Below are 22490 nucleotides of genomic sequence, written 5' to 3' on the forward strand. Positions count from 1 at the left end.
TATCCTGTCGAGCTAACGGAGGTTTTTTATGCGTATTTATAAAGTCGGCGGTGCAGTTCGTGATCGCCTGCTGGGCAAACCGGTTACCGATATCGACTGGGTCGTGGTCGGCGCCACCACCGAAGAAATGCTCGCCAAGGGTTTTCGCCCGGTGGGCGTGGACTTCCCGGTGTTCCTTCATCCAAAAAGCGGTGAGGAGTATGCCCTCGCCCGCACCGAGCGCAAAAGCGGGCGCGGTTACGGCGGGTTCACTTTTCACGCCAGCCCTGAAGTCACCCTCGAAGAAGACCTGATCCGTCGCGACCTGACCATCAACGCCATGGCCGAAGACGATCAGCAAAACCTGACTGACCCGTACCACGGCCAGCGAGACCTCGAAGCACGCCTGCTTCGCCATGTTTCCCCGGCATTTGCCGAAGATCCACTCCGGGTCCTGCGTGTTGCCCGCTTTGCGGCGCGCTACGCGACGCTGGGTTTTACCGTTGCCCCGGAAACCCTGGAGCTGATGCGCCAACTCAGCGAGTCAGACGAACTTGAGGCGCTGACCCCGGAGCGCAGCTGGAAGGAAATTTCCCGCGCACTGATGGAAGATCAGCCACAGGTGTTTGTTGAGGTATTGCGCGCATGCGGCGCACTCAAGGTACTGATGCCCGAGGTCGACGCACTGTTCGGCGTACCACAACCCCCGACCCATCACCCGGAAATCGATACCGGCGCGCACACCCTCAGCGTTTTGCAGCAAGCCGCCATACACAAACAACCACTGACCGTACGCTGGGCCTGCCTGCTGCACGATCTGGGCAAAGGCCTGACGCCAGAGCAGGAATGGCCGCGACACATTGCCCACGAGCTCAAGGGGCTGAAGCTAATCAAAGCGGTCAATGAGCGCTTCAAGGTGCCGAGGGACTGCCAGGAATTGGCGCTGCTGGTGGGCGAGTATCACACCCACGGGCATCGCGCCCATGAGCTGAAGCCATCGACATTGCTGGAACTGCTGCAAAGCTTCGACGTTTTCCGTCGACCACAGCGGTTCGAGGAGTTCATCGCGGCATGTGAGATGGATGCGCGTGGACGCAAAGGACTGGAAGAAAAAAGTTATCCACAGGCGGATTATTTGCGCGGCGCAGCAACCGCTGCTCGCAACGTGGCAGTTCAGCCGTTGCTGGAGCAAGGCTTCAAGGGACCGGAGCTGGGGGAGGCAATCAAGCGTGAGCGGCTGAAGGCGCTGAAGATCTACAAAGAAAAAGCCTGAACAGGATAAAAGATCGCAGCCTTCGGCAGCTCCTACAGGACGCATCAATCCTTGTAGGAGCTGCCGAAGGCTGCGATCTTTTGCTTTGTAGCAGCTGCCGAAGGCTGCGATATTTTTGCTTTACAGTAAATCAGATGGTGTCAGCTGCTCACCACGCCATTCGAAAGCCACTGGCGCCAACACTTGATCAATCTGCGCTTCACCCCACAAGGTCGCAAAGCTCTTGCCTACACCTGGGTGCACGCGATCCGGTGCTATCAACGACAACGGCCACAGAACAAAAGCATTTTTCAGAATTTCTGCCCGCGGCAAGATCAAGCCATCGAAGTTGCCCACCAGATCACCAAACAGCAAAACGTCGATATCCAGCGGCAAACCTCGGCGATCCGGTGCATAACGACCGTTATCTGCCTCGATGAATTTCAGCCGTCGATCCAGCTCCATCAATGGCAGATCGGTATACGCCGACACCACGAAATTGAAGAACGGCCCGCTCTTGATACCCACCGACTGGCTTTCGAACACCGCCGAACAGCGGATATCCGCCAGGAACTCCGCCAATGCATCGAGCCCTGCCCGCAAATGGGCTTCACGCTCGATATTGCTACCGAGCCCGAGGTACACCTGAGTCAGCGACATCCGCGCTCGATCTCCACACCCACGCCGCCGGTGGCGGCAGGAATCGCACCTGGCTTGGTCAGCTTGAGGCGCATCCAGGTGATCTTGAATTCGCTCATCAGCACCTCAACCAGGCGCTCGGCAAAGGTTTCAACCAGCTGGAACTGCGCCTGCTCGGCAAACACCTGAATGCGCGAGGAAACACTGGCGTAGTCGAGCGCCAGGGTCAGGTCATCACCGACTGCGGCCGGGCGATTATCCCAGGCGAAGCTCAGATCAAGACGCAAGCACTGTCGGATGCTTCGTTCCCAGTCGTAGGCACCAATCACCGTGTCGACTTCCAGGCCCTCGATAAACACTCTGTCCAAGCACTTCTCTCCGCTACACGACAAGGGCGCAATGCGCCGTTAGAATCAGGGCTTCCTCGCCCGGAATAGTTAGCATGTTTTGGTTATTGGCGATCCTCGCCTACCTGCTCGGCTCTCTGTCCTTTGCCATTTTGCTCAGCCGCTTGACCGGTAACCCCGATCCGCGAATGAGTGGTTCGGGCAATGCCGGTGCCACCAACATGTTGCGCCTGGCCGGCAAGAAGCTCGCCACCCTGACCCTGCTCGGCGACCTTTGCAAAGGCCTGCTGCCGGTACTGATTGCGCGCCTTGCAGGCCTTTCGCAGCAGGAGCAAGCCTGGATCGGCGTCTATGCCGTCATCGGTCATCTATTTCCGTTGTACTTCCGCTTTCGCGGCGGCAAAGGTGTCGCCACCGCTGCCGGCATGTTACTGGGACTGTACCCGCCCGCAGCCCTTCTGGCGGTCTGTGCCTGGCTCCTGACGTTCTACCTGACCCGTACCAGCTCCCTGGCCGCCCTGATCGCCACGCCGCTGACCCTGCCGTTGCTGGCCTGGCAAGAGCCTGCAGCCCTGCTGCCCATGAGCACGCTCACCGGGCTGATCGTCTGGCGCCATCGCGGCAATCTACGCGACCTGTTTGCCGGGCGCGAACGGCATTTTTAGTTGCCGGGCATGAGCACCGCTCATCACAACGCCGACAACTGCTCCATCGGCCAACGCGCCTGCACACTGATCGCCAGGCTTTCCTGCTGACCGGCCTGCAAGCGTTGACAGCCGGCAAAGGCGATCATCGCGCCGTTATCGGTGCAGAACTGCGGACGGGCATAAAACACATCACCCTTCATGTCGCCAAGCATTTTTTCCAGGGAAGTGCGTAACGCCTTGTTGGCACTGACGCCCCCAGCGATCACCAGGCGTTTCATGCCGGCGGCTTTCAGGGCGCGCTTGCACTTGATGGTCAAAGTCTCCACCACGGCCTGCTGGAACGCCAGCGCGATGTCGCATTGGGCTTGCTGGCCGTCGTCCCCGGCGCTGACGCACTGCTGCCAGGTGTTCAACGCAAAGGTTTTCAGGCCGCTGAAGCTGAAATCCAGGCCCGGGCGGTCGCACATCGGCCGCGGGAAGACGAAACGTCCTGCAACACCCTGTTCTGCAAGGCGAGCGATCTCCGGTCCACCCGGATAATTGAGACCCATCATCTTGGCCGTCTTGTCGAAGGCTTCGCCGGCAGCGTCATCCAGGGTCTCGCCCAAGAGCGTGTACTGACCAATTCCGTCGACCTGAACCAGTTGCGTATGGCCACCCGAGACCAACAAAGCGACGAACGGGAATTCCGGCGGTTGCGACTCCAGCATCGGTGCCAGCAAGTGGCCTTCCATGTGATGCACGCCAAGGGCCGGAATGCCCCAGGCAAAGGCCAGCGCCTGAGCACAGGAAGCCCCTACCAGCAACGCGCCCACCAGGCCAGGACCCGCGGTGTAGGCGATCGCATCGATCTCGGTTGGCACGCAGCCGGCTTCGGCCAACACCTGACGAATCAAGGGCAGCATGCGTTTGACGTGATCGCGCGAAGCCAGCTCCGGCACCACGCCGCCATAGGCACGGTGCAGGTCGATCTGACTGAACAGCGCATCGGCCAGCAGGCCGCGCTCACTGTCGTAAAGTGCGACACCGGTTTCGTCGCAGGAGGTTTCTAATCCCAGTACTAGCATGGGTTTGCGCCTTGTTTAGGCTGAATTCGAAGGCGCGCATAATAGTCGTCGCGTGATGCCCCGACCAGCGGTTTTCGATCAGAGGCTTTGCATTCCGAGCGTTGAGGGGTTAACATCCGCAACCCTTAAAAACCGACGTCTTCAAGTGCTCTTTTGCCGCGAGGATGTTGACCCCGGTAATGAATGAAGGTAGCTCTGGATGCCAGCCGTCAAAGTAAAAGAGAACGAACCCTTCGACGTAGCTCTGCGTCGTTTCAAGCGCTCCTGCGAAAAAGCCGGTGTACTGGCTGAAGTTCGTAGCCGCGAATTTTACGAGAAGCCAACTTCTGAGCGTAAGCGCAAGGCAGCAGCCGCTGTTAAGCGTCACGCCAAGAAAGTTCAGCGCGAACAGCGCCGCGCCGTTCGCCTGTACTAATACACAGACGATCGTAGCAAGCTTCTGCCAAGCCCGGCCCTCAGCCGGGCTTATGGCATTTGCGTAAAACGCTTGATGCTTCACCGTCAAAGCCGCAGACGCGACCGAGACAAATCTGCTTCACCGCGTCAGACCTGGCTCTTTTGCCAGCGGTGCACGTCTTTTCTGACGAGTCTTTCAAGGCTACTGACGAGCACACCCACTGATTCCTCTCTCGACGATCAGCCCAAGGCACCTGCTTGCGTGCCAGATGATGAGCTATCCGGGGCCTATGATTGGCCGCAGCGGATTCAGCGCAACACATTCAAACAGTCGAATGCTGATTGGCATTAACGTCAGTGGATTTTCGGCAGATACACTTCCCGACAGCGATTACGCAGACGACACTGGTCGAGCCGCACATTTTGCGCGCCTCAAGCAATTACCGCGTTCGGTCGCCGTACGTTTCGGGTTCCTTTCAGCGCAGATGACGAGAACGCCATGGCCGGGCTAATTCCCCAGAGCTTCATTGACGACCTTCTGAACCGCACCGACATCGTCGATGTGGTCAGCTCGCGCCTGCAAATGAAAAAAGCCGGCAAGAACCACACCGCCTGCTGCCCGTTCCACAAAGAAAAGACTCCGTCGTTCAGCGTCAGTCCCGACAAGCAGTTCTATTACTGCTTCGGCTGCGGCGCTGGCGGCAACGCCCTCGGCTTCATCATGGACCACGACAACCTGGATTTCGTCCAGGCGGTCGAAGAACTGGCCAAAGCCGCCGGCATGGAAATCCCCCGCGAAGAAAGCGGCCGCCCGCACAAACCGCGGCAGCCGACTGATTCGCCGTTGTACCCACTACTCAGCGCCGCTGCCGACTTTTATCGCCAAGCCCTGAAAAGCCATCCATCGCGCAAGGCCGCCGTGGACTACCTGAAAGGGCGCGGGCTGACCGGCGAAATCGCCAGGGACTTCGGCCTCGGCTTTGCTCCACCCGGCTGGGATAACCTGTTCAAGCACCTGAGCAGCGATACCCTGCAACAAAAAGCCATGATCGACGCCGGCCTGCTGATCGAAAACGCCGAAAGCGGCAAACGTTACGACCGCTTCCGCGACCGCGTGATGTTCCCGATCCGCGACAGTCGCGGGCGCGTCATCGCCTTCGGCGGCCGGGTATTGGGCGACGACAAACCGAAGTACCTGAATTCCCCGGAAACTCCGGTTTTCCATAAAGGCCAGGAACTCTACGGCCTGTACGAAGCGCGCAAGACCAACCGCAACCTCGACGAGATCATCGTCGTCGAGGGTTACATGGACGTCATAGCCCTGGCCCAGCAAGGCCTGCGCAATGCCGTTGCGACCTTGGGCACCGCTACCAGCGAGGAACACCTCAAGCGGCTGTTTCGCGTCGTGCCCAGCGTGCTGTTCTGCTTCGATGGCGATCAGGCCGGCCGCAATGCGGCATGGCGGGCGCTGGAAGCGACACTTTCGAGCCTGCAGGACGGTCGTCGAGCACGCTTTCTGTTCCTGCCCGAAGGCGAAGACCCGGACACCCTGGTCCGCTCCGAAGGCACCGATGCCTTCCGCGCACGGATCAACCAGCACGCGCAGCCTCTGGCCGATTATTTCTTCCAGCAGCTGACGGAAGAAGCCGACCCGCGCTCGCTCGAGGGCAAGGCCCACATGGCCACTCTCGCCGCACCACTGATCGACAAAGTCCCCGGTGCCAACCTGCGCACCTTGATGCGTCAGCGCCTGAGCGAAATCACCGGTCTTAGCGGCGAAGCGGTGAGCCAGCTGGCACAAAGCGCCCCGCAAGAAGCACCGCCGGCCTACGACCCGGGCATCGATTACGACGCGATGCCTGATTACAGCGACTATCATCAGCCGCAGGCACAGGAAATGTATGTGCCGCAGCAAGAATGGATGCCGAAGAAACCCGGTGCAGGAGGCAAGAAATGGGACAAGAAACCATGGGACAAGAATGGCAAGCGGGGCGGTGATCGCGATCAACCCCGCGCGCCACGAGTGCCCGCTGCCGTAGAACCGCCGACCCTCGCCGCCTTGCGCACGCTGCTGCATCACCCGCAACTGGCCGAAAAAGTCGAAGATGCCGGGCACTTCGCCGCCGAGGATCACACCAACACACAATTGCTGGTGGCGCTGCTCGAAGCTGTGCAGAAGAATCCCAAGCTAAACTCAATTCAGCTGATTGCGCGTTGGCACGGCACAGAACAAGGCCGCTTGCTCAAGGCCCTGGCGGAAAAGGAATGGCTGATTGATGGAGATAACCTTGAACAACAGTTTTTCGACACCATTACTAGCTTGTCGGCTCGCCAACGCGAGCGAAACCTGGAACAACTTCTTAGAAAAGCACGTCAAAGCGAATTGACCAGCGAAGAGAAAAATCAACTGCGCGACCTCTTGAGTCGCAATGTTTCCGCATCAAACCCGACCTCAACTGGCGCGTGAGGTCATTGCTCAGGTATAATCCTCGGCTTGTTTTTTGCCCGCCAAGACCTTCAGTGGATAGGGTGTTATGTCCGGAAAAGCGCAACAGCAGTCTCGTATCAAAGAGTTGATCACCCTTGGTCGTGAGCAGGGCTACCTGACTTACGCGGAGGTCAACGACCACCTGCCGGAGGATATTTCAGATCCGGAACAGGTGGAAGACATCATCCGCATGATCAATGACATGGGGATCAACGTATTCGAGGTTGCGCCAGATAAGGATTCCCTTATGCTGGCCGACGCCGATACCGACGAAGCCGCAGCCGAAGAGGCCGCTGCAGCGTTGGCTGCGGTCGAGACCGACATTGGTCGCACTACCGACCCGGTGCGCATGTACATGCGCGAAATGGGTACGGTGGAGCTCCTCACGCGTGAAGGCGAAATCGAAATCGCCAAGCGTATTGAAGAGGGCATCCGTGAGGTGATGGGCGCAATCGCGCACTTCCCCGGCACGGTTGATCATATTCTCTCCGAGTACACCCGCGTCACCACCGAAGGTGGTCGCCTGTCTGACGTCCTGAGCGGTTATATCGACCCGGACGACGGCATCGCGCCGCCTGCGGCAGAAGTGCCGCCGCCGATCGACGCGAAAGCCGCTAAAGCGGATGACGACTCCGAGGACGATGACGCCGAAGCCTCCGATGACGAGGAAGAAGCCGAAAGCGGTCCGGATCCGATCATCGCTGCACAGCGCTTCGGTGCTGTGGCCGATCAGATGGAAATCACCCGCAAGGCGCTGAAAAAGCACGGTCGCAACAACAAGGCAACGATTGCCGAGCTGTTGGCCCTGGCCGAGCTGTTCATGCCGATCAAACTGGTTCCGAAGCAATTCGAAGGCCTGGTCGAGCGTGTTCGCAGTGCCCTCGATCGCCTGCGTCAGCAAGAGCGCGCAATCATGCAGCTCTGCGTTCGTGATGCACGCATGCCGCGTGCCGACTTCCTGCGCCAGTTCCCGGGCAACGAAGTCGACGAAAGCTGGAGTGACGCCCTGGCCAAAGGCAAAGGTAAATACGCTGAAGCCATTGGTCGTCTGCAGCCGGACATCATCCGTTGCCAGCAGAAGCTGACCGCGCTGGAAGCCGAAACCGGTTTGACCATCGCCGAGATCAAGGACATCAACCGTCGCATGTCGATCGGTGAGGCCAAGGCCCGCCGCGCGAAGAAAGAGATGGTTGAAGCCAACTTGCGTCTGGTGATCTCGATCGCCAAGAAGTACACCAACCGTGGCCTGCAATTCCTCGATCTGATCCAGGAAGGCAACATCGGCTTGATGAAAGCGGTGGACAAGTTCGAATACCGTCGCGGCTACAAGTTCTCGACTTATGCCACCTGGTGGATCCGTCAGGCGATCACTCGCTCGATCGCCGACCAGGCCCGCACCATCCGTATTCCGGTGCACATGATCGAGACGATCAACAAGCTCAACCGCATTTCCCGCCAGATGCTGCAGGAAATGGGTCGCGAACCGACTCCGGAAGAGCTGGGCGAACGCATGGAAATGCCTGAGGACAAGATCCGCAAGGTATTGAAGATCGCAAAAGAGCCGATCTCCATGGAAACCCCGATCGGTGATGACGAAGACTCCCATCTGGGTGACTTCATCGAAGACTCGACCATGCAGTCGCCAATCGATGTTGCAACCGTTGAGAGCCTTAAGGAAGCGACTCGCGAAGTGCTGTCCGGCCTCACTGCCCGTGAAGCCAAGGTACTGCGCATGCGCTTCGGTATCGACATGAATACCGACCACACCCTCGAAGAGGTTGGTAAGCAGTTCGACGTGACTCGTGAGCGGATTCGTCAGATCGAAGCCAAGGCGCTGCGCAAGCTGCGCCACCCGACGAGAAGCGAGCATCTGCGCTCCTTCCTCGACGAGTGATCACAGAACCCCCGGCCCAGGCCGGGGGTTTTGCTTTGTACAGATTAAATCCCCCCGCTCCCCCCCTCCGCCCCGTAGCCGTCTACACTCGAAACATTCCCCCGAGCCATAACGAGACCGTTATGCCCAGACTGCCGACCGTGCTTTTTTTGCTGTCGCTGATGACCTGGACCGCAACGGCTGGCGCGCTGACTCTAACCGACGAAGAACGTAGCTGGCTGGCGGGTCACCCGGACTTGCGCCTGGGTGTCGATGCGTCGTGGCCACCCTTCGAGTTTCGTGACGATGAGGGCCGCTACCAGGGCCTTGCCGCGGATTACATCGAGGTCATCCGCAAAAGGCTGGCAACCCGGCTCACACCCATCGAGCCGGTGAGCTGGACCGCCGTCCTGGAACAGGCCAAAAAGGGCAAACTGGACCTGCTGCCGGGCATCATGTCGACCCCTGAACGCCAGAAATACCTGTCGTTCACCCGCCCCTATCTGGATTTTCCGATTGTCATCCTGGCCCATGTCGGGGGCCCCCAGCCACATAACCTGCAAGACCTGTACGGCCTGAAAATCGCTGTGGTGGAAAACTACGCCCCCCACGAACTGCTGCGCACCCACCATCCCGACTTGAACCTGGTGGCGATGCCCAACGTCAGCTCGACGCTACAGGCGCTGGCCACCGACGAAGTGGACGCCGTGGTGGGCGATCTGGCTTCCAGCGTCTGGAGCCTGCGCCAACTCAAGCTCGATGGGTTGTATGTCAGTGGTGAAACCCCCTATCGCTATCAACTGGCCATGGCTGTACCCCGCGACAACAAGATGCTGGTCGGCATTCTCGACAAAGTCCTGGCGGACATGAGCCCCGCTGAAATCAGCGCTATTCAGGAACATTGGGTCGGCAACGTCCTCGATCATCGAACTTTCTGGAATGACCTGCTGGTGTATGGCCTGCCCGGATTGCTGCTGCTTTCTACCGTGCTGGCGGTGGTTATCCGCATCAACCGCCGCTTGAGCTCGGAAATCGCCCGCCGGGTCGACCTTGAACAGGAACTGCGCAGCAGCGAATACCACTATCGAGGCCTGGTGGAGAGCCTGTCGGCCATCGCCTGGGAAGCAAAAGTCACCGACTTCACCTACAGCTATGTATCGCCCCACGCCGAAGACCTTCTCGGTTATCCCCTGTCCCATTGGCTGATTCCGGGCTTCTGGCGCAACATCATTCACCCCGCCGACCTGACCCGCGCCCAGGCCTTCTGCGATCACGAAGTGCTGGCAGGGCGCGATCACCGCCTCGATTACCGGGTGATCACCGCCGACGGCCGCTGCCTGTGGGTGCGCGATATCGTCAGCCTGATCGAACACGGGCATGAGCCGGTGCTGCGCGGGCTGATGATCGATATCACCGACGCCAAGCGCACCGAGGAAGCGCTACGCCTGTCGGAACAAAAATTCGCTTCCGTGTTCCAGCAATGCCCAGACATTCTGGTGATCGCGCGCCTGAGCGACGGTTGTCTGCTGGAAGTCAACGAAGCGTTCGAAGAACAGATCGGCCTCAAGGCCGAGGACGTCATTGGCCAGACCGCCACCAACCTGAACATCTGGGGGATTCCCGGTGTTGGGCCGGGTCTGTTGCAACGCTTGCAGGCCGGCAGCATCCGCAACCTGGAAATGCCCTTTCGTCGCAGCAACGGCCAGGTGTTTACCGGCCTGATCTCCGCCGAACCGTTCAACCTCGACATGACACAGGCGCTGGTGGTCGTGGTGCGGGACATCACCCAACTCAAGGAAACCCAGCAACAGCTGCAAACTTCCGAAGAAAAATTCGCCAAGGCTTTCCATGCCTCCCCCGACGGCTTGCTGCTGTCGCGGCAAAGCGATGGCCTGCTGTTGGAAGTCAACGAGGGTTTTAGCCGCATCACCGGGTTCAACAGCGCCATGTCGGTGGATCGTTCGGCACTGGACCTGGGGATCTGGGTCAACCTCAATGAACGCAAGCAAATGCTCGACCTGCTGCACCGGGACGGTTTTGTCCGCGACTACAGTTGCCATATCCGCCGCAGCGACGGGCAGATCCGCCTTTGTGAAGTGTCCAGCCGTCCGCTGCCGATTGGCGATGAAGACTGCATGCTGACCATCGCCCGGGACATCACCGAGCGGCACCTGATGCAGGAAAAACTGCAACAGGCCGCCACCGTGTTCGAAAGCACCGCCGAAGGCGTGTTGATCACCGATACCCAGCAGCACATCAGCGCAGTCAACCGTGCGTTTTCCGAAATCACCGGTTACAGCGAAAGCGAAGCGCTGGGCCACACGCCGCGCCTGCTCGCCTCGGGCCTGCATGACAGCGCATTCTACGCGGCCATGTGGCATCAATTGACCGCCGAAGGTCATTGGCAAGGCGAGATTTCCAATCGACGCAAGAATGGCGAGCTGTACCCGAGCTGGCTGACCATCAGTGCCGTGCGCAACCACGACAAGTTCATCACCCACTTTGTCGCAGTGTTCGCCGACATTTCCAGCCTCAAGCATGCCCAGGCCAAACTCGACTACCAGGCACACCACGACCCGCTGACCGGCCTGCCGAACCGCACGCTATTCGAAAGCCGCTTGCTGACGGCGCTCAACAACCAGCAGGAAAACGGCGGCCAGGGCGCTGTGCTGTTCCTCGACCTTGACCGCTTCAAGCACATCAACGACAGCCTCGGCCACCCGGTCGGCGACCTGCTGCTCAAGGGCATTGCCGTACGCCTCAAGGAGCAGTTGCGTGACATCGACACCGTAGCGCGCCTGGGTGGCGACGAGTTCATCATTCTGTTGCCGGGCCTGCAACAATCCAGCGATGCCGACCACATCGCCACCAAACTGCTCAACTGTTTCGCCGCGCCGTTCCAGGCTGGCGAACACGAGTTTTTCATCAGCGCCAGCATCGGCACCAGCCTCTATCCGAAGGATGGTTGCGACGTTGCCACACTGATCAAGAACGCCGACGCCGCGATGTACCGCTCCAAGGCCAAGGGCCGCAACCGTGTCGAAAGCTACACCCGTGACCTCACCGCTCAGGCCAGTGAACGCGTGGCGCTGGAACACGAACTGCGCCGCGCCATCGAACGCAATGAGTTGCACCTGTGCTACCAGCCGAAAATCAGCCTCGAAGATTACAGCCTGGTCGGTGCCGAAGCCTTGATCCGTTGGCGCCATCCGACCTTTGGCGACGTGCCGCGAGAACACTTCATCCCGCTGGCTGAAGAAAACGGCATGATCCTGCAAATCGGCGACTGGGTCCTGGAAACCGCCTGCCGGCAGATGGCCGAATGGCACCGGCTGTACGGAAGTCCCGGCCCGCTGTCGGTCAACCTTGCCGGCGCCCAATTGCGCCAACCCAACCTGCTGGGCCGTATCGAGCAGTTGCTCAAGGACAACGGCCTCAACCCAGGTTTCCTGCAACTGGAAATCACCGAAAACTTCATCATGAGCCAGGCCGAAGAAGCGCTGGCGGTGCTGCACCAACTCAAACATCTGGGCGTGCAACTGGCTATCGATGACTTCGGCACCGGTTACTCGTCCCTGAGTTACCTCAAGCGTCTGCCACTGGACATCCTCAAGATCGATCAGTCCTTCGTCCGCGGCCTGCCGGACGATCCCCATGATGCGGCGATCGTACGGGCCATCATCGCGCTCGGACGCAGCATGCCATTCACCGTGATTGCCGAAGGGGTCGAGACCCTGGCGCAGCAACAATTCCTCGCCGCCGAGGGCTGCGAGCAAATCCAGGGCTACATCGTCAGCCTGCCCCTGACAGCGGACGAATTTGCCGCGACATTTCTTCGTACAACCGTAATGGCTTTTTCAGATGGCACAGCCGCGAAACCGTCGTTATAATCCGCGGCCTACTGAGGGCCTATAGCTCAGTTGGTTAGAGCAGAGGACTCATAATCCTTTGGTCCACGGTTCAAGTCCGTGTGGGCCCACCAAACAAGAAAGCCGCGCAGTGCGCGGCTTTCGCCAGATCTGATGATTGACGCGGGTAGCAACTTTCATTAGATTTGCCCAATCGAAGCGACTGACCGGATGAGATTGAGCGCTTCCCAGCGGCGAAAGCCGTAACCGCGCAGGGCGGTTCGCAAGTGGTGTCCGGATCTGTTTTACCGAATCGAAGAAGACGCCTGTGGCGTCTTTTTTCGTTTCTGCCTCTAGCGTTTGGTCGAACTCGGTTGCCGACAGTCCAAACAAAAAAACCGCGTAATGCGCGGCTTCTTCGTGTCTGGCGTTTAGTTTTGTTTACTTAAGGTCTCGCTTTATCGGATGACGCCCACAGACCTTGTAGGCAAACTCCGAATCTTCTATTTGGGCACTTTGCCGCCTTGTTGCGCTTTTCTTCGACGGGATAGTCTCCGGACATCGCTGACCATTCAGCGATCGGGCTTGGAAACCCGTCTAGTCAAGTCAAGCGCAACAGTCCCATCACGACTCCAGACGTTTTTACGGCTGCGACTCAGTGTTATGGCAGCTGTGCGTGGGACGTCTTCGGACGTGCCGGTTTCCTTGGCTCCCGGTTTCCAACCTGCGCACAGCTGCCACCCATTCGCTTGGAAACGAACGAAGCAGCTCTTTAAGCCAAGGAGTTACATCATGACAAAAGCAAATCCATCCGATCCTTCAGAACTAAAAACCGTCGGCTTCACACCCTTCATGTTTCTCTCAGACCAACCACTGTTCCACGTCTGCCGCGACGTCCCCATCGCCGATGCCCTGGCCCAAGCCTCCGACCTGCTGTTCCTCGCCAAGTCCCTGACCGTGGACGCCGCCTACTCCCAAAATTCCGAACGCCACGCCTGGGCTGCGCACTACCTGACGACGATGAGCAAAGCGGTGATTGATGATGTGGTGAAGGTGCTGACGCGGCGGCCTGTTCAAGCGAGAAAGGAAGCAGACCCATCGAAAAGCTCATAATCACGGCAGAGTTGAAAATTCCCAAAAAGGGACCTATCGTTCCCTTTTTGGGACTTATAGAGTCGACCATGCCTGCCATTCCGCTCAGCGATGCTCTGTTTACGGCCACTCAGCAAAAAGTGCTGGGCATGCTGTATGGCAAACCGGATCAGAGCTTCTATGCCAATGAAATATCCCGCTGGGCGCAGGTCGGCAAGGGCAGCCTGATGCGTGAGCTGGAGCGTCTGCATGGCGCAGGCATTCTCACCATGAGTCGACGGGGTAATCAGACGCACTACCAGGCCAACCCCGAGTGCCCCATCTATGCAGAACTGCTGGGGATAGTACGCAAGACGTTTGGCATTGCAGAGCAGTTGCGTGCGGCCTTGACCCCGCTGAATGATCAACTGGTATGGGCATTTATCTATGGCTCCATTGCCAAGGGCAATGAGCATGCAGGCAGTGACATTGACCTGATGCTGATTGGCGAAAATCTCAGTTACAGCGACTTGATGGAACGGGTGCTACCCGTAGAGGAACAGCTTGGCCGCACCATCAACCCAACGCTCTACACCCTGGCCGACTGGCAAGCCAAGAAGGCGGCCGGCAACAGCTTTGTAGTGCGAGTTGAACAACAGGACAAAATTGATTTGATTGGCCACAATCCAGCAGAGGTAGCCGATGGGCAGTAACGAAAATCTGGAAAACCTGGTGCGTAGCGGTGGCCTCAAAGCCGAACCGCCAGACCGCAAGGAATGTGAAGGGCTGCTGAGATCAGCCACTGACCGTTTGAAGGATGCTCACAGTTCAGCCCTGTCCTTCGCCAGTCGCTTCGACCTCGCCTACAACGCCGCACATGCCCTGGCACTGACGGCCATGCGTTTGCAGGGTTTTCGCTCCGACCGCCGCTATCTGGTATTTCAGTGCCTGGTACATACTCTCGATCTGAACAAAATCCAGGTACGCCTGTTCGCACTCTGTCACGAGCGCCGCAATCTGGCTGAGTACGAAGGTTATATGGATGTGGACGAAACCCTACTGGCTGAACTGTTAGCGGCGACTGATGCACTGTTGCCACAGGTGCAAAACGCTATGCTCGCGAGCAAATAACACTTCGCCCCTTCGTTATTTCCAGTGCTGAACGACATCACTGCAACTGTCAGTCCAAACATGCAGCGAAGGAATAGCCTGCACTGCCCGCAACTGTTCCAGCATCTGCCCCGTCAACACGACCTCATATGTATCCGCCGCCCGCCCCCACTGCTCCACGATGGCCATTCTGTCCACCAGCGCCAAGGCTAATTCGGCAATCGTCCCGGCCTGATCCTCAATGATTTTTTGCGTCCGATCCCACACCCGATCAGTCATCGCTTTAAGCTGCGCCGCTATGTGCTCAGACGACGCTGGATCGGTATCGGGATAGGCGATGTTGCGCAGCAGATGCTGAAGCTCCCTGATTTTTGCGTAATCCTGTTCCGCCCCCTGCTCGCCTTTGAGGATGGCGGTGGCTTTGGGTTTATCGACGCGTTTTACGGCTGAAGGTTTTGAAGGCAGTGTCTGCGCCATTGCGCCAGCCAGGAGCACCATCATCCGGGCTTCCAGATGTTCCTTCATGGCTTGCACCGACGAAATGGGGCGCACCAACGTAATGGAGGCCCCTCCCTGGTGCCGCAAATCCTTGGTCACTGTCAGCGTCACGCCACCCGTTTCAAATCCCAGGGCGCGGGCCACCACGTAGTGCCCCATTTCGTGATGGGCGATCTGCAACGCACGGTCCCGTACAGCAGCAGGTAGCTTTGTTGTCATGTCCTTGGCCTCTCACCCTCGACTGCATCAATCTTAGTCGATTGCCCACTCTCTTTCGGCCACAAGCGTCGCGTCGAACGAGCCTGTAACATGCTGGACCATTGATTCACGCCTCTGGAGCCACGCCGTTGCCCGACACTCGCCCCCCTGTTCTCGACGAAATCGATCGCCAACTGATCGCAGCCCTGCAGATCAACGCCCGCGAGAGCGTGGCCATGCTCGCCCGGCAACTGGGCATCGCCCGTACCACGGTCACTTCGCGCCTGGCGCGGCTGGAAAAGGCCAAAGTGATCACCGGCTACGGTGTGCGCCTCGGTCAGCGGGTGGTGGATGGCGGGTTGCAGGCGTATGTCGGGATCACTGTACAGCCGCGTTCCGGCAAGGAAGTGTTGCGACGCCTGAGCGCGATGGCGCAGGTGCAGCAATTGTGTGCGGTGAGTGGCGAGTTTGATTATGTGGCGTGGTTGCGCACCGATTCGCCGGAGCAGCTGGATCAGTTGCTGGATCAGATTGGCAGTGTGGATGGGGTGGAGAAGACCACGACTTCGATCATCTTGAGCAGCAAGATTGATCGGGGGCAGCCGGTTTGAGTTTTTACCCATGGCTCTGTGGTGTCTGGTCGGGCCTCTTCGCTGGCAAGCCAGCTCCTACAGTGGTCAGTGTGCACATCAATTACGTCATATCGACCAATAAATTGGCAAAACGACGACACTTTGCGTCTTATTAACGTGCTCCGCGCTCTCTAGAATGGCTGGCATCTTTTCCTATACTCAGATGCGCATTCCGCGTCGGGTCGCCAGTAAGGTCAGCCATGAACAAGAACAATCGCCATCCTGCAGACGGTAAGAAACCAGTCACCATTTTCGGCCCGGACTTTCCTTTCGCCTTCGACGACTGGATCGAACACCCGGCGGGGCTGGGCAGCATTCCCGAGCATAGTCACGGTGCCGAAGTGGCGATTGTCGGCGGCGGGATCGCCGGCCTGGTGGCGGCGTATGAGTTGATGAAGCTGGGCTTGAAACCGGTCGTCTACGAAGCTTCGAAAATGGGTGGCCGCCTGCGTTCCCAGGCGTTCAATGGCGCCGAAGGCATCATTGCCGAACTGGGCGGGATGCGCTTCCCAGTGTCGTCCACCGCGTTTTATCACTACGTCGACAAGCTCGGCCTGGAAACCAAACCGTTCCCGAACCCGCTGACACCCGCTTCGGGCAGCACGGTGATCGACCTCGAAGGCCAGACTCATTACGCACAGAAGCTCTCGGACCTTCCTGCACTGTTCCAGGAAGTGGCTGACGCCTGGGCCGATGCCCTGGAGGCCGGTTCGCAGTTCTCCGATATCCAGCAAGCCATCCGTGATCGTGATGTTCCACGCCTGAAAGAGCTGTGGAACACCCTGGTGCCGTTGTGGGACGACCGCACCTTTTACGATTTCGTCGCCACCTCCAAGGCATTCGCCAAGCTCTCATTCCATCACCGCGAAGTGTTCGGCCAGGTCGGTTTCGGCACCGGCGGCTGGGATTCGGACTTCCCGAACTCGATGCTGGAAATCTTCCGCGTGGTCATGACCAACTGCGACGACCATCAGCATCTGGTGGTCGGCGGTGTGGAACAGGTGCCCCAGGGCATCTGGCGCCATGTGCCGGAGCGTTGCGCGCATTGGCCGGCGGGTACCAGCCTCAGTTCGCTACACAGCGGCGCACCACGTACCGGCGTGAAAAAGATTGCCCACGCACCGGGCGGCCGTTTCGCCGTCACCGACAACTGGGGCGACACCCGCGAATACGCCGCAGTACTGACCACCTGCCAGAGCTGGCTGCTGACCACCCAGATCGAATGCGACGAAACCCTGTTCTCGCAAAAAATGTGGATGGCCCTGGACCGCACTCGCTACATGCAATCGTCGAAGACTTTCGTGATGGTCGACCGCCCGTTCTGGAAGGACAAGGATCCGGAAACCGGCCGCGACCTGATGAGCATGACCCTCACCGATCGCCTGACCCGCGGCACTTACCTGTTCGACAACGGCGACGACAAGCCTGGGGTGATTTGCCTGTCGTACTCGTGGATGAGCGACGCGCTGAAAATGCTGCCGCAGCCGGTGGAAAAACGCGTGAAGCTGGCGCTGGATGCGTTGAAGAAGATCTACCCGAAAGTCGACATCGCCGCGCGGATCATCGGCGACCCGATCACCGTGTCCTGGGAAGCCGACCCGCATTTCCTCGGTGCCTTCAAAGGCGCCCTGCCCGGTCACTACCGCTACAACCAGCGTATGTACGCACACTTCATGCAGGACGACATGCCAGCCGAACAACGCGGGATTTTCATCGCCGGCGACGATGTTTCGTGGACGCCGGCCTGGGTTGAAGGCGCGGTGCAGACCTCGCTCAACGCAGTATGGGGCATCATGAAACACTTCGGCGGTGCAACTCACGCCGAGAATCCGGGTCCAGGAGATGTGTTCAACGAGATCGGACCGATCGCCCTGCCCGAGTAAGAGGATTCCGAAATGCGCGTAGCCCTTTACCAATGTCCACCGCTGCCTCTGGATGTCGCCGGCAACCTGCAACGCCTGCAACAGCTGGCGCTGGAAGCCAAAGGCGCCGATTTGCTGGTGTTGCCGGAGATGTTCCTGACCGGCTACAACATCGGCGTCGATGCCGTCAGCGTGCTGGCGGAGGTGCATAACGGCGAATCTGCGCAGCAGATTGCGCGCATTGCCAAGGCTGCCGGGATCGCCATCTTGTATGGCTATCCCGAGCGCACCGCCGATGGGCAGATCTACAACGCCGTGCAGTTGATCGACTCTAACGGCGAGCGCATCTGCAACTACCGCAAGACCCATCTGTTCGGCGATCTGGATCATTCGATGTTCAGCGCCGGCTCAGACGAGTTTCCCGTCGTTGAGCTCAATGGCTGGAAGCTCGGTTTCCTGATCTGCTACGACCTGGAATTTCCGGAAAACGCCCGGCGCCTGGCCCTGGCCGGCGCCGAGCTGATCCTGGTGCCGACCGCCAACATGATTCCGTTCGATTTCGTTGCCGATGTCACCGTGCGTGCCCGTGCCTTCGAAAACCAATGCTATGTGGCTTACGCCAACTACTGCGGCCATGAAGGCGACATCCATTATTGTGGCCAGAGCAGCATCGCCGCACCGGATGGCCGCCGTATCGCCCAGGCAGGCCTTGATGAGGCATTGATTGTCGGTGAGTTGGATCGTCAGTTGATGGTCGACTCCCGCGCCGCCAATCGCTACCTGATCGATCGTCGTCCCGAGCTTTACGGCGTACTACACAAGCGCTGATCCATCGTTATCCGCTAGCATTGGCACTTCACTGTTCTGGAAGTGCCCATGCCCGCGCTGAATCCCCTTCGCCCCCACACTGAAACCCTGGCCAACGGCCTGCGGGTGACGCTGCGTCATGCCCCTGATTTGAAGCGTTGCGCAGCAGCGCTGCGGGTCGCCGCGGGCAGCCATGATGTGCCGCTGGCGTGGCCTGGCCTTGCGCATTTTCTTGAGCATCTGCTGTTTCTTGGGACTGAGCGCTTTCCCGCAGGGCAAGGGTTGATGGCCTACGTCCAGAGTCATGGCGGCCAAGTAAACGCGCGGACCAGCGAACGCACCACGGACTATTTTTTCGAACTGTCACCTCAAGCGTTTACCGGTGGGCTTGAGCGTCTGTCAGACATGCTCGCCCATCCACGTATGAATCCGGACGATCAACAGCGGGAACGGGAAGTGCTGGAGGCGGAATTTGTCGCCTGGTCGCAGGATCCGGTGGCGCAACAACAGCGGGCATTGTTCGATGGGCTTTGCGAGGCTCATCCGCTGCGAGGTTTCCATGCCGGCAATCGCGACAGCCTCCCAGTGTCGCAACCCGAATTTCAGCAGGCATTGCAGGATTTTTATCAGCGGTTTTACCAGACCGGGCAGATGACCTTGAGCCTGGCCGGGCCGCAGAGCCTTGATGAACTAAGAGGTTTGGCCGAGACATTTGCCAGCGTCATTGCCGGCGGTGAAAAGGCCTCGCAACAATCCCCGGCACCGCTGATGGCGACCTCAAACGTCAGTTATCAACAGGCTGGCGAGCGCCGACTGGACCTGCTTTTTGCCCTCGAAGCGCTACCCGACTCCGCCGCCGAAGCACTGGGCTTTCTGTGTCATTGGCTGAATGCCGAGAAACCGGGCGGTTTGCTGGCGGATTTGCGTGAGCGTGGATTGGCCGAAAAACTGAAGGCCGAGTCGCTGTATCAATTCGCCGGGCAAGCTTTGCTGCACTTCGAATTCACATTGCCCGCCAACTCATTGGCAACCGGGATTCGCGAGCGGCTGATGGATTGGCTGGGCTTCTTCGCCAGGCAAGACTGGAGCCGATTGCGCGAAGAATACGCAACCCTGCTCCAGCGCCAGCAACAAGTCAGCAGCGCCTTGCAACTGGCCCGACTGGACAGCGAGCAACGCGAAGTCGGGTTATCTGACCAAGGCGTTACAGCCCTCAAGCAAGTCCTCAAACAAATCGGCGCTGTGGATAACTTCAGCGGCTCCTGGCGATTGCCAGCACCCAACCCGTTCTTGCGCTGCGAAGCACCGGCAGCCAACGCCGGATTGATTCGCGGCCAGACCAGCGCCCACCGCGGCCTGCGCACCTTTGCCCAGGATCGCTCACGCAGCCGTCGTGAACGTTCGCCGATGCAATTCAGCCAGGCATGGCCGGACAACGGTGCTGAAGGTGCGATTTATCTGCGCTGGCACCTGGACTCGGCTCCCGGCAGCAATCTTCAATCACGACTGGAAAACCACCTGCAACCGTTGCACGAAGACGCGCACCAGGCCGGTGTGGATTTTTCCTTCGGCGCGTCGGGCAACGAATGGCTGCTGAAAATGACCGGGCTACAGGAGCCGATGCCCAGCGTCCTGGAGCATGTGCTGAAAGAACTGACAAAACCCGATGCCGCTGTCTCACAATCCGAATCGACCAGCATTGCGCTAATACCGATTCGACAACTGCTCAAGGTATTGCCCGAACACTGCCTCGAGCACAGCGCGAGCTCGGATGACCTGCAGCAACTCTGGTCGAGTGCGCGATGGGATGGGCTGGCCATCGGGTTATCGGCTCAGACTCAAGCAGCCATGGGCCTGGCCTTGAGCCGCATACCCGGCACGCCGGACAATCAGCTGACGCTACCCTCTTCGATCCATTCACAACGTCTGTGGAACACTGTCGATACCGGCTCCAGCGAGCACGCGCTGCTGCTGTTTTGCCCTACAGCTACCGAAGAAATGGCCGACGAAGCCGCGTGGCGTTTGCTGGCACATCTCTGTCAGACGCCGTTCTACCAGCGCCTGCGGGTTGAGCTGCAACTCGGCTACGCAGTGTTCAGCGCCCTGCGGCAGATTCACGGGCAAACCGGGCTGCTGTTCGGCGTGCAATCGCCAAGCGTTGCGCCGGCGGAGCTGCTGCAACACATCGAGCAATTCCTGAATCGATTGCCGGAGCTGATCCACGCGCTCGACGACACTACCTTCAACGCTCAACGCCAGGCCCTGGCGGATCAGTTTTGCAGCGCTGCGCTCACCACGGCTCAAGCGGCCGAATTGCTCTGGCAGGGCAAACTGGCCGGCCGCTCGTCGGATTATCTGACTCAATTGCCCAAGGCAATCCTGCTGATCGAGCGGGCCGAACTGCTGGCCGCCGCACAGCGATTGAATCAGGCCGAGGGCGGTTGGCGCTGCCTGGCGAACAGCCCTGCACCCGGCAATTCCTGGCAAGCGACAAAATGATCATTACCGGGGCTGTAAGGCGCTTTCTCAAAGTTTCACGGGCAATCCCTTCGAAATTTTGAGTAACATAGCCACCTAACTGTCTGGAACATCTCTGATTTGAGGTGGACTATACCTATAGATAGCGCTATCCCACCCCCACCTGAAGGAGTTCAACTTATGGCCTGGACCAAACCTGCCTACACCGACCTGCGTATCGGCTTTGAAGTCACCATGTACTTCGCCAGCCGCTAATCTGCCTTGGCAGACTGCAGCTAACGCCTCGGTTATCCCGAGGCGTTTTATTTTCAGCGTTGAAATGATGGAGCGCCCATGTTTGTCCAGATTCTAGGTTCCGCTGCCGGCGGCGGCTTCCCCCAGTGGAACTGCAACTGCGTGAACTGCGCAGGCTTTCGTAACGGCAGCCTGCGGGCCAAGGCGCGGACGCAATCGTCCATCGCGATTTCCGATGACGGCGTGAACTGGGTGCTGTGCAACACCTCCCCGGACATCCGCGCCCAACTCCAGAGCTTCGCCCCAATGCAGCCGGGCCGCGCCCTGCGCGATACCGGGATCGGCGCGATCATCCTGATGGACAGCCAGATCGACCACACCACCGGCCTGCTCATGCTGCGCGAGGGTTGCCCGCATCAGGTCTGGTGTACCGACATGGTCCACGAGGACCTGAGCACTGGTTTCCCACTGTTCAACATGCTGACTCACTGGAACGGCGGGCTGAACTGGAACCGTATCGAACTCGATCAAAGCTTCACCATCCCCGCCTGCCCGAACCTGCGCTTCACCCCGCTGCCTTTGCGCAGTGCCGCGCCGCCGTACTCGCCGCACCGCTTCGACCCGCATCCGGGCGACAACATCGGCCTGATTGTCGAAGACCTCAACACCGGCGGCAAACTGTTCTACGCGCCGGGGCTGGGCAAGGTCGACGCACCGCTTCTGGAAATCATGGCCGGCAGCGATTGCCTGCTGGTGGATGGAACCTTGTGGGATGACGATGAAATGCAGCGGCGCGGCGTCGGTACCCGTACCGGTCGCGAAATGGGCCACCTGGCACAGAACGGCCCTGGTGGCATGCTCGAAGTGCTGGAACAACTGCCCGAGCAGCGCAAGGTGCTGATCCACATCAACAACACCAACCCGATTCTCGATGAAAACTCGCCGGAGCGTGCGCAGCTGAATCGGCGCCAGGTTGAGGTGGCGTATGACGGCATGAGTATTGTGCTGTAGCGGATGGCCTCTTCGCGGGCAAGCCCGCTCCTACAGAGACCGCGTCAACCTGT

Annotated in this window: 19 protein-coding genes and 1 tRNA gene; 16 read left to right on the forward strand and 4 right to left on the reverse strand. The window is 59.2% G+C overall.

Annotated elements, in window-relative coordinates; genetic code table 11:
• Nucleotides 1-28 precede the first annotated feature (28 nt).
• Nucleotides 29-1252, forward strand: a complete 1224-nt coding sequence (locus tag KW849_RS20945) for a multifunctional CCA addition/repair protein (RefSeq protein ID WP_218431086.1) — start codon at nucleotides 29-31, stop codon at nucleotides 1250-1252.
• Nucleotides 1253-1372: 120 nt separating this feature from the next.
• Here KW849_RS20945 and folK read toward each other — a convergent pair whose 3' ends face one another.
• Together folK and folB are read right to left on the reverse strand one after the other, a co-directional pair.
• Nucleotides 1373-1891: a 2-amino-4-hydroxy-6-hydroxymethyldihydropteridine diphosphokinase gene (gene folK / locus KW849_RS20950; protein ID WP_218431087.1), complete on the reverse strand. Its 519-nt coding sequence runs from the start codon at nucleotides 1889-1891 to the stop codon at nucleotides 1373-1375.
• On the reverse strand, nucleotides 1882-2238 hold the full coding sequence (folB, locus tag KW849_RS20955; protein ID WP_108216910.1) for a dihydroneopterin aldolase: 357 nt from the start codon (nucleotides 2236-2238) through the stop codon (nucleotides 1882-1884). The genes folK and folB overlap by 10 nt, the downstream gene beginning before the upstream one ends.
• A gap of 74 nt (nucleotides 2239-2312) precedes the next feature.
• Here folB and plsY point away from each other — a divergent pair, with 74 nt between their 5' ends.
• Complete coding sequence (gene plsY, locus KW849_RS20960; RefSeq protein WP_218431088.1) at nucleotides 2313-2882, forward strand: glycerol-3-phosphate 1-O-acyltransferase PlsY; 570 nt, start codon at nucleotides 2313-2315, stop codon at nucleotides 2880-2882.
• Nucleotides 2883-2905: 23 nt separating this feature from the next.
• Here the strand turns inward: plsY and tsaD are convergent, their stop codons facing one another.
• Nucleotides 2906-3931 carry a tRNA (adenosine(37)-N6)-threonylcarbamoyltransferase complex transferase subunit TsaD gene (gene tsaD, locus KW849_RS20965; RefSeq protein WP_218431089.1) on the reverse strand — a complete coding sequence of 342 codons (1026 nt, stop codon included), beginning with the start codon at nucleotides 3929-3931 and terminating at the stop codon, nucleotides 2906-2908.
• A 199-nt stretch (nucleotides 3932-4130) separates the two neighbouring features.
• Here tsaD and rpsU point away from each other — a divergent pair, with 199 nt between their 5' ends.
• The 8 genes from rpsU (at nucleotide 4131) to KW849_RS21005 (ending at nucleotide 14738) form a co-directional block, all read left to right on the forward strand.
• Nucleotides 4131-4346 (forward strand): 30S ribosomal protein S21, encoded by a 216-nt coding sequence (gene rpsU / locus KW849_RS20970; RefSeq protein WP_002551877.1) that lies wholly within the window; start codon nucleotides 4131-4133, stop codon nucleotides 4344-4346.
• A gap of 480 nt (nucleotides 4347-4826) precedes the next feature.
• Nucleotides 4827-6794 (forward strand): DNA primase, encoded by a 1968-nt coding sequence (dnaG, locus tag KW849_RS20975; protein ID WP_218431090.1) that lies wholly within the window; start codon nucleotides 4827-4829, stop codon nucleotides 6792-6794.
• Nucleotides 6795-6861: 67 nt separating this feature from the next.
• Nucleotides 6862-8709: an RNA polymerase sigma factor RpoD gene (gene rpoD / locus KW849_RS20980; RefSeq protein ID WP_218431091.1), complete on the forward strand. Its 1848-nt coding sequence runs from the start codon at nucleotides 6862-6864 to the stop codon at nucleotides 8707-8709.
• A gap of 122 nt (nucleotides 8710-8831) precedes the next feature.
• Nucleotides 8832-12578, forward strand: coding sequence for a bifunctional diguanylate cyclase/phosphodiesterase (locus tag KW849_RS20985; RefSeq protein WP_218431092.1), 3747 nt, complete (start codon nucleotides 8832-8834; stop codon nucleotides 12576-12578).
• A 15-nt stretch (nucleotides 12579-12593) separates the two neighbouring features.
• A tRNA-Ile gene (locus KW849_RS20990) sits at nucleotides 12594-12670 on the forward strand.
• A gap of 658 nt (nucleotides 12671-13328) precedes the next feature.
• The gene (locus KW849_RS20995) at nucleotides 13329-13649 is read left to right on the forward strand and encodes a DUF3077 domain-containing protein (protein ID WP_218431093.1); all 321 of its coding nucleotides are present in this window, start codon (nucleotides 13329-13331) and stop codon (nucleotides 13647-13649) included.
• 68 nt (nucleotides 13650-13717) lie between these two features.
• Nucleotides 13718-14320 carry a nucleotidyltransferase domain-containing protein gene (locus KW849_RS21000; protein ID WP_218431240.1) on the forward strand — a complete coding sequence of 201 codons (603 nt, stop codon included), beginning with the start codon at nucleotides 13718-13720 and terminating at the stop codon, nucleotides 14318-14320.
• Nucleotides 14310-14738, forward strand: a complete 429-nt coding sequence (locus KW849_RS21005) for a hypothetical protein (RefSeq protein WP_218431094.1) — start codon at nucleotides 14310-14312, stop codon at nucleotides 14736-14738. The genes KW849_RS21000 and KW849_RS21005 overlap by 11 nt, the downstream gene beginning before the upstream one ends.
• 15 nt (nucleotides 14739-14753) lie before the next feature.
• Here KW849_RS21005 and KW849_RS21010 read toward each other — a convergent pair whose 3' ends face one another.
• Nucleotides 14754-15434, reverse strand: a complete 681-nt coding sequence (locus KW849_RS21010) for a peptidase M41 (protein WP_218431095.1) — start codon at nucleotides 15432-15434, stop codon at nucleotides 14754-14756.
• A gap of 128 nt (nucleotides 15435-15562) precedes the next feature.
• On the opposite strand from KW849_RS21010, the gene KW849_RS21015 reads away from it, so the two are divergent.
• The 6 genes from KW849_RS21015 (at nucleotide 15563) to pqqB (ending at nucleotide 22437) form a co-directional block, all read left to right on the forward strand.
• Nucleotides 15563-16024 (forward strand): Lrp/AsnC family transcriptional regulator, encoded by a 462-nt coding sequence (locus KW849_RS21015; protein ID WP_007980298.1) that lies wholly within the window; start codon nucleotides 15563-15565, stop codon nucleotides 16022-16024.
• A 221-nt stretch (nucleotides 16025-16245) separates the two neighbouring features.
• Entirely contained in the window at nucleotides 16246-17928 is a 1683-nt protein-coding gene (locus KW849_RS21020) for an NAD(P)/FAD-dependent oxidoreductase (RefSeq protein WP_218431096.1), read from the forward strand.
• Between the two features lie 12 nt (nucleotides 17929-17940).
• Nucleotides 17941-18735, forward strand: coding sequence for a carbon-nitrogen hydrolase family protein (locus KW849_RS21025; protein ID WP_218431097.1), 795 nt, complete (start codon nucleotides 17941-17943; stop codon nucleotides 18733-18735).
• A 48-nt stretch (nucleotides 18736-18783) separates the two neighbouring features.
• Nucleotides 18784-21213 carry a pyrroloquinoline quinone biosynthesis protein PqqF gene (gene pqqF, locus KW849_RS21030; RefSeq protein WP_218431098.1) on the forward strand — a complete coding sequence of 810 codons (2430 nt, stop codon included), beginning with the start codon at nucleotides 18784-18786 and terminating at the stop codon, nucleotides 21211-21213.
• Between the two features lie 159 nt (nucleotides 21214-21372).
• Nucleotides 21373-21447 carry a pyrroloquinoline quinone precursor peptide PqqA gene (pqqA, locus tag KW849_RS21035; protein ID WP_003444522.1) on the forward strand — a complete coding sequence of 25 codons (75 nt, stop codon included), beginning with the start codon at nucleotides 21373-21375 and terminating at the stop codon, nucleotides 21445-21447.
• 78 nt (nucleotides 21448-21525) lie between these two features.
• Entirely contained in the window at nucleotides 21526-22437 is a 912-nt protein-coding gene (gene pqqB, locus KW849_RS21040; protein WP_218431099.1) for a pyrroloquinoline quinone biosynthesis protein PqqB, read from the forward strand.
• Nucleotides 22438-22490: the final 53 nt, after the last annotated feature.

It is taken from the genome of Pseudomonas sp. PDM26 (genome assembly GCF_019219185.1).
In the GTDB taxonomy this organism is placed as follows: domain Bacteria; phylum Pseudomonadota; class Gammaproteobacteria; order Pseudomonadales; family Pseudomonadaceae; genus Aquipseudomonas.

Coding starts and splice junctions, on each gene's coding strand:
- pqqF (WP_218431098.1), top strand. CDS start 18,784: ATGCCCGCGCTGAATCCCCTTCGCCCCCACACTGAAACCCTGGCCAAC.
- KW849_RS20995 (WP_218431093.1), top strand. CDS start 13,329: ATGACAAAAGCAAATCCATCCGATCCTTCAGAACTAAAAACCGTCGGC.
- plsY (WP_218431088.1), top strand. CDS start 2,313: ATGTTTTGGTTATTGGCGATCCTCGCCTACCTGCTCGGCTCTCTGTCC.
- KW849_RS21000 (WP_218431240.1), top strand. CDS start 13,718: ATGCCTGCCATTCCGCTCAGCGATGCTCTGTTTACGGCCACTCAGCAA.
- KW849_RS21025 (WP_218431097.1), top strand. CDS start 17,941: ATGCGCGTAGCCCTTTACCAATGTCCACCGCTGCCTCTGGATGTCGCC.
- KW849_RS21020 (WP_218431096.1), top strand. CDS start 16,246: ATGAACAAGAACAATCGCCATCCTGCAGACGGTAAGAAACCAGTCACC.
- KW849_RS21010 (WP_218431095.1), bottom strand. CDS start 15,434: ATGACAACAAAGCTACCTGCTGCTGTACGGGACCGTGCGTTGCAGATC.
- KW849_RS21005 (WP_218431094.1), top strand. CDS start 14,310: ATGGGCAGTAACGAAAATCTGGAAAACCTGGTGCGTAGCGGTGGCCTC.
- rpoD (WP_218431091.1), top strand. CDS start 6,862: ATGTCCGGAAAAGCGCAACAGCAGTCTCGTATCAAAGAGTTGATCACC.
- pqqB (WP_218431099.1), top strand. CDS start 21,526: ATGTTTGTCCAGATTCTAGGTTCCGCTGCCGGCGGCGGCTTCCCCCAG.
- dnaG (WP_218431090.1), top strand. CDS start 4,827: ATGGCCGGGCTAATTCCCCAGAGCTTCATTGACGACCTTCTGAACCGC.
- folK (WP_218431087.1), bottom strand. CDS start 1,891: ATGTCGCTGACTCAGGTGTACCTCGGGCTCGGTAGCAATATCGAGCGT.
- KW849_RS20945 (WP_218431086.1), top strand. CDS start 29: ATGCGTATTTATAAAGTCGGCGGTGCAGTTCGTGATCGCCTGCTGGGC.
- KW849_RS20985 (WP_218431092.1), top strand. CDS start 8,832: ATGCCCAGACTGCCGACCGTGCTTTTTTTGCTGTCGCTGATGACCTGG.
- rpsU (WP_002551877.1), top strand. CDS start 4,131: ATGCCAGCCGTCAAAGTAAAAGAGAACGAACCCTTCGACGTAGCTCTG.
- tsaD (WP_218431089.1), bottom strand. CDS start 3,931: ATGCTAGTACTGGGATTAGAAACCTCCTGCGACGAAACCGGTGTCGCA.